This is a genomic window from Stenotrophomonas sp. STEN023, assembly GCF_056760135.1.
Genome location: NZ_JBRREF010000138.1, coordinates 1 through 6788, shown reverse-complemented (window position 1 = coordinate 6788; position 6788 = coordinate 1). Strand labels below are relative to the sequence as shown.

Below are 6788 nucleotides of genomic sequence, written 5' to 3'. Positions count from 1 at the left end.
GCCGCTACTTCATGAGATGACATAGACAGCAACGACTTCAGCACCATCAGCTTCGCGGCTTACGCCGCTCCCACAGCGCGCACAGAACAATGCCAGCCCGAAGCGCTTCAGTCCTTGTCGTTGGGCGGCGGCACCGTCGTGCTGTCAGTGGCGTCTGCCTCGAACAGATGCATCAGGTCGGCGCGGGCATCGCGCGAGGTCTGCATCACCGCCACCTCGTCGTCATAGACCAGATGCTGCGCCTTGAGCAGCGCTTCATCGTGCTCGCGGAAACGCTGCACGTGGTCGCGCGCAATGCTGTCCGGAATACCGAGCGCAGTCAGCACGCGTTCGCTGGCTTCAAGGCTGGAACCGAATACCTCGCGGAACGGTTCGGCTGACATGTCCAGCAGCTTCCAGGCGTGCTGGCGGTTGCGCGCACGCGCCAGCACCGTTGCCTTCGGGTACATGCGCCGTACCAGCCGCACCGCGCGCAGATTGGTGTCCGGGTCGTCCATCGCCATCACGAACACACGGATGTGCTCGGCGCCGGCGGCACGCAACAGGTCGGGGCGGGTAGGGTCGCCGTAGTACAACTGGTTGCCGAAGCGGCGCAGGTCCTTGACCGTGTCCGGGTCGGCCTCCAGCGCAACAAAGGGAATGCGCTGCGCGGTCAGTAGACGGCCGACGACCTGGCCGAAGCGGCCCATGCCGGCAATCAGCACCTTCGGCCGCTGTTCGCCTGCATCCTTCAGGGTCTCATCCGGTTCGGGTTGCGTCGGCCGCGGCAGCGGCTTGAGCTGCAGCGAGCGCTGCAGGGCGAGCAGCAGCACCGGCGTGATCGCCATCGACAGGCTGACCACCGCCACCAACCGGTCGTGGTTGATCCGCCCAAGCAGATGCGCGCGCTCGGCTTCGTTGAACACCACGAAGGCGAACTCGCCGCCCAGCCACAGCACGCTGCCCAGCATCAGTGCATTGCGCAGCGACAGGCGTGCGGCCAGGCCCAATGCGATCAGGATGGAGAACTTCACCGCCAGCAGGATGGCCACGCCCAGCGCGATGATCTCGGGTTCGGCGGCAACCCGCTTCAGGTCGATGCCCATGCCAACGGCAATGAAGAACAGGCCGAGCAGCAGACCCTTGAACGGCTCGATCTGCGATTCGATCTCGTGGCGGAACTCGGAGTCGGCCAGCAATACACCGGCGATGAAGGCGCCGAGGCTGGCGCTGAGCCCGGCCTCGGCCATGAACCAGGCCGTGCCCAACACCACCAGCAAGGCGGTGGCGGTAAATACTTCCGGCATGCGGGTGCGGGCGACGATGTTGAACAGCTGGCGCAGCATCGGCCGGCCGAGCACGATCACCAGCATCAGCGCGCCCAGCGCAATGGAGGCATCCTGCCAGCTCAGGGTTTCGTTCTTGACCCCGCCCAGCAAGGGGATGGCGGCCAGCAAGGGAATGGCGACCAGATCCTGGAACAGCAGGATGGCGAAGCCCAGCCGGCCATAATCGGAGTTGAGTGCCTTGTGCTCGGACAGCAGCTGCAGGCCAACCGCGGTGGAGGACAGGGCCAGCGCAGTGCCGATCACCAAGGCGCTCTTCCACGAGAAGTGATTGAGCAGCAGCAGGCCGCCCAGCACCACCGCACTGATCAGCACCTGCACCGTACCGGCGCCGAACACCGGCCGCCGCATCACCATCAGCCGCGACGGTGACAGCTCCAGCCCGATCACGAACAACAGCATCACCACGCCGATCTCGGCGGCATTGAGGATGCGGTCGGCGTCCTGCACGAAGCCCAGCACGTGCGGGCCCAACACCACGCCAGCGGCCAGGTAGCCCAGCACCGCGCCCAGCCCGAAGCGCTTGAATACCGGCACGGCGATGACCGCCGCCAGCAGCAGTACCAAGGCGAGTTCGAGACCGGTGCCGTGCATTGAAAGGGGTTCCTTGATTGATTCAGCTGACCGGTCGGGCAGCTGCCTACCGAGGATTTCACATTATGCGCACTGTGCCGTGAGTGAACGCGAACAGCAGCCCTCCATTGGCGGGATGCAGCGGTGCAGGCTTGACCCCGTCGGCCAACAGGACCAGACTCGCGCCGCTGGCGGTAGAACCGCGCAGCACCTTTCCGGAGTCCAACCCATGTCCAGCGACAGTAGAAGTCGATCGCGATCGTCGACACCAGCGACGGTAACCGCCTGACAGGGCTGGTTCGCCCTGTGCTGGCGTTGCGGTCGCAATCCAGAACAGGCGAATCAACATGAACCAGAAGCAATTTCTGCGGCCAGTGGTGGACGCAGCCACGCTGAGCGCGCCCCTTGCCGATTACAACACCGCCGACGCGGTGGAGTACCTCAACGCCCTGCCATTGCCACTTGCGGCCAATACGCTGGCGGCATTGTCTTTGCCGCGCGCGGTCAAACTGCTGGAAGCCCCTGAGCTGCAGCATGCCGGCGCGCTGATCGCAGCGTTGCCGCCGGCCCGCGCCGCGGCCCTGCTGGGGCTGATGGCCGACGACCGTGCCACCGATATCGTCCATGAACTGGATGACGCCGAGCGGGCGCGGCTGATCCCACTGCTGGCACCGGAGGCGCGGCGCTCGATCCAGCTGCTGTTGAGCTATCCGCCCAACACCGCCGGCGCCTTGATGACCACCGAGTTCGTCGGCGTGCCGGCGGACTGGACGGTGGCGCAGACCCTGCAGCACATCCGCGAAGTGGAGCGCAGCCGCGAGACGGTCTACGCCATCTACGTGCTGGACCCGCAGAGCCGCCAGCTGTTGCAGGTGGTGACGATGCGGCGGCTGATCACCGGCGAGCCGGAGGATTCGATCCTGTCGGTTGCCCAGGTCAACCCGCCGGTGACCGTGGATGCCTTGCTGGACCAGGAAGAGGTAGCGCAGCTGATTCGCCGCCACGACCTGCTGGCGATCCCGGTAGTGGATGCACAGCAGCAGATGCTGGGCATTGTCACCGTCGACGACATCCTCGATGCATTGATCGATGAATCCACCGAGGACGTGCACAAGTTCGGCGGCGTGGAAGCCCTGGACAAGCCGTACATGCAGATTGGCTTCCTGGAGATGCTGCGCAAGCGTGCAGGCTGGCTGAGCGTGCTGTTCCTCGGCGAAATGCTCACCGCCAGCGCCATGCAGCACTACGAAGACGAGCTCGCCCGCGCAGTGGTGCTGACCTTGTTCATCCCGCTGATCATGAGCTCGGGTGGCAATTCCGGCTCACAGGCCACCTCGCTGCTGATCCGCTCGCTGGCACTGCGTGAGCTGCGCCTGCGCGACTGGTGGAAGGTCGCCCTGCGCGAGCTGCCGACCGGCGTGGTGCTGGGTGCGATCCTCGGCACCTTGGCGATCATCCGCATCACCGTCTGGCAGCTGGCGGGCCTGCACGACTACGGCGAGCACTGGAAGCTGCTGGCAGTGACCATCGGCGCGGCCCTGATCGGCATCGTCACCTTCGGTTCGCTATCCGGCTCGATGCTGCCCTTCGTGCTCAAGCGCCTTGGCTTCGATCCGGCCAGCGCCTCGGCCCCGTTCGTGGCAACGCTGGTGGATGTCACCGGTCTGGTGATCTATTTCAGCATCGCCGCAATGATCCTCGGCGGAACGCTCTTGTAGTGCCGAGCCATGCTCGGCAGAGGCGTTACCCGTAGAGGAACCTGTAGTGCCGAGCCATGCTCGGCAGGGGCTTTACCGGTCAACCCAACGACAAACGCAAAAACCACCCCTCCCCAACCCGTCCGGCCCGAAGGCATAGCCTTCGGTCGTTCATCAGGCCGCGCGCCAATGGCGCGCAAGCAGGCCTTCTTCACCCCCTTGGCTACGCCAAAGGGAGGGGGCAGAGCCTGTCTCCCTCCCTTGCGTGCAGCGCCGGGGAGGGCCGGGGAGGGGGGCTCTTCGCAGTTGCTGAGGACCCTCCCCCCACCAACCTCCCAAACCCCCCCACTTTGATCCAACGCAGCCCACCCACCGCCGCAGCCGTGTACCTTTGACCCGGTACCCGCAACAGGCGTCGCAATGAGCACCTATCACCTGCAGACCGTATTCCGCCCCCGTTCGGTGGCAGTGATTGGCGGCAGCCCACGTGATCGTTCCGCAGGCCGCGCAGTAATCCGCAACCTGCGCGCCGGCGGCTTCGCCGGGCAGATCGGCTGGGTCAGCCCGCGCTATGCCGAAATCGATGGCATGCGCACGGTCAAGAAGCTCAAGGACCTGCCGTGGATTCCGGACCTGGTGGTCATCACCGTGCCGGCAACGCTGTTGCCGCAAGTGGTCAGCCAGGCCGCCGAGCTGGGCGTGGCCGCCGCCATCATCCTCACTTCCGGCCTGGGCAAGGGCCCGGGCTCCTTGGCCGCACAGGTGGAAGCCGCCGCACGGCCCAAGGGGATGCGCGTGCTCGGCCCGCATTGCCTGGGCGTCATCGCCCCACATGCACGGCTCAACGCCAGCATCGCCGCACACACACCGCAGGCCGGCGATCTGGCGCTGATTTCCGAATCCAGCGCGATTGCCGCTGCACTGGTGGAATGGGGTGTGGCGCGCTCGGTCGGCTTCTCGGCGGTGGTATCGCTGGGCGATGCGTTGGACGTCGACTTCGGCGACCTGCTCGATTACTTCGCCAGCGACTACCGCACCCGCGCCATCCTGCTCTACGTCGACCAGATCAGCGATGCGCGCAAGTTCATGTCGGCCGCACGCGCCGCTGCACGTGCAAAACCCGTAGTGGTGGTCAAATCCGGGCGCAAGCCACGCGGCAGTGAGGAAGTGGTCACCACCCATTCGCAGGCGCTTGCCGATTCCGACGCCGTCTACGGCGCAGCCTTCAACCGCGCCGGCCTGCTGCGGGTGAATGCACTGGACGAGTTGTTCACCGCCGCCGAAACCCTGGGCCGTCTCGGAACCTTCCCGGGTCGCCGTCTGGCCATCCTCAGCAATGGCGGTGGTGTCGGCCGGCTGGCAGTGGATCAGCTGCAGGCGCTCGGCGGTAGTCTGGCCGAGTTGTCGCCGGCCACCGTCGAACTGCTGGACCAGGCCTTGCCGCAGGGCTGGTCGCGCGACAACCCGGTCGACATCGTGGTCGATGCCGACGGTGGCCGTTACGCCTCGGCGATTGAAGCGCTGTTGTCCGATGACGCCAACGACGCGGTGTTGGTGATCAACGTGCCGACTGCTTTCACTTCCTCGGCCGAAGCCGCGCAGGCGCTGACCACCACGCTGGGGCAACGTTCGCGGCAGCTGCGCGACAAGCCGGTGTTCGCGGTATGGCTGGGCAATGACGACCGCGCCACGGTCACCCTCAACACCGCCCGCGTTCCGACCTACCCAACCGAAGCCGACGCCGTGCGCGGCTTCCAGCATCTGGTGCGTTACCGCGAAGCGCAGACCGCGTTGATGGAAACGCCGCCCAGCCTGCCAGCGGATTTCGTGGTGGATGTGCCGGCCGCGCGCGCGCTGGTCGAAGCAGCGCTGGCCAACGATCAGCAATGGCTGGATCCGGTTGCCACGCACAAACTGCTGCAGGCCTACGGCATACCGTCGTTGGAAGTGATGGTTGCGCGTGATCCGCACGAAGCGATGGACCTGGCCCAGCCGCTGCTGGAGCAGGGCATGAGCGTGGCGGTGAAGATTTTCTCGCCGGACATCCCGCACAAATCCGAAGTCGATGGCGTGCGCTTGAACCTGGGCAGCCTGCGTGCGGTGCAGTCTGCGGCAACCACCATCCTGCAGCGTGCCCGCGAGAAGCGCCCACAGGCGCGCATCGAGGGTGTGCTGGTGCAGCCCAGCCTGACCCGGCCCAAGGCGCGCGAGCTGATTGCCGGCATTGCCGACGATCCGGTCTTCGGCCCGGTGGTCGTGTTTGGCCGTGGCGGTACCGCAGTGGAAGTGATCGACGACAAGACCCTGGCATTGCCGCCGCTGGATCTGCGGCTTGCCCATGAAGTGATAGGCCGCACCCGCGTCTCGCGCATCCTCAAGGCTTACGGTGATGTACCGGCGGCGGACGAGCGCGCGGTGGCGATGGTGCTGGTCAAGCTGGCGCAGCTGGCAGCGGATATTCCGGAAATCCGTACGCTGGATCTCAATCCATTGCTGGCCGACCGCAACGGCGTAATCGCGCTGGATGCACGCGTGGCCATCACTCCGGTCAAGCGCCTGCACAAGGGCCGCGGCCATCCGCGCTTCGCGATCTTCCCGTATCCCACCGAGTGGGAACGCACGATCGATCTGTCCGACGGTGGCAAGGCGTTCATCCGCCCGGTGCGGCCGGAAGACGATGGCCTGTTCCGCGCCTTCTTCGCGCGCGTCACCGACGATGACCTGCGGCTGCGCTTCTTCCAGTCGGTGAAGCACTTCAGCCACGAGTTCATCGCCCGCCTGACCCAGCTGGATTACGCGCGTTCGATCGCGCTGGTGGCGATTGATCCCAAGACCGGCGAGATGCTCGGTGCGGTGCGCCTGCACGCCGATGCAGACTACAACCGCGGCGAGTACGGCATCCTGATCCGCTCGGACCTGAAGGGCCACGGTATCGGCTGGAAGCTGATGCAGATCATGATCGAGTACGCCGGCTGGCTGGGCTTGAACCTAGTGGAAGGGCAGGTGCTGCGTGAGAACAGCACCATGCTGGCGATGTGCCAGAGCCTGGGCTTCAAGGTGAAGGCGGACCCGGATGACTCCACCATCATGAATGTGACGTTGCCGGTGGGTGAGGTTAAGAGCTAAAGGCCGCGAGCCAAAGGCACCCCTCCCCAACCCTCCCTTGCGCGCAGCGCAGGGGAGGGTTGGGGAG

Annotated in this window: 3 protein-coding genes; 2 read left to right on the top strand and 1 reads right to left on the bottom strand. The window is 65.7% G+C overall.

Annotated elements, in window-relative coordinates; all coding sequences use genetic code 11:
- Window positions 1–107 precede the first annotated feature (107 nt).
- A complete protein-coding gene (locus tag ACVOLV_RS21710; protein WP_481556168.1) occupies window positions 108–1919 on the bottom strand; it encodes a monovalent cation:proton antiporter-2 (CPA2) family protein in 1812 nt (603 codons plus the stop codon).
- A 326-nt stretch (window positions 1920–2245) separates the two neighbouring features.
- On the opposite strand from ACVOLV_RS21710, the gene mgtE reads away from it, so the two are divergent.
- Together mgtE and ACVOLV_RS21700 are read left to right on the top strand one after the other, a co-directional pair.
- Window positions 2246–3616: a magnesium transporter gene (gene mgtE, locus ACVOLV_RS21705; RefSeq protein WP_481556167.1), complete on the top strand. Its 1371-nt coding sequence runs from the start codon at window positions 2246–2248 to the stop codon at window positions 3614–3616.
- Window positions 3617–4015: 399 nt separating this feature from the next.
- Window positions 4016–6721 (top strand): bifunctional acetate--CoA ligase family protein/GNAT family N-acetyltransferase, encoded by a 2706-nt coding sequence (locus tag ACVOLV_RS21700; protein WP_481556166.1) that lies wholly within the window; start codon window positions 4016–4018, stop codon window positions 6719–6721.
- Window positions 6722–6788 lie beyond the last annotated feature (67 nt).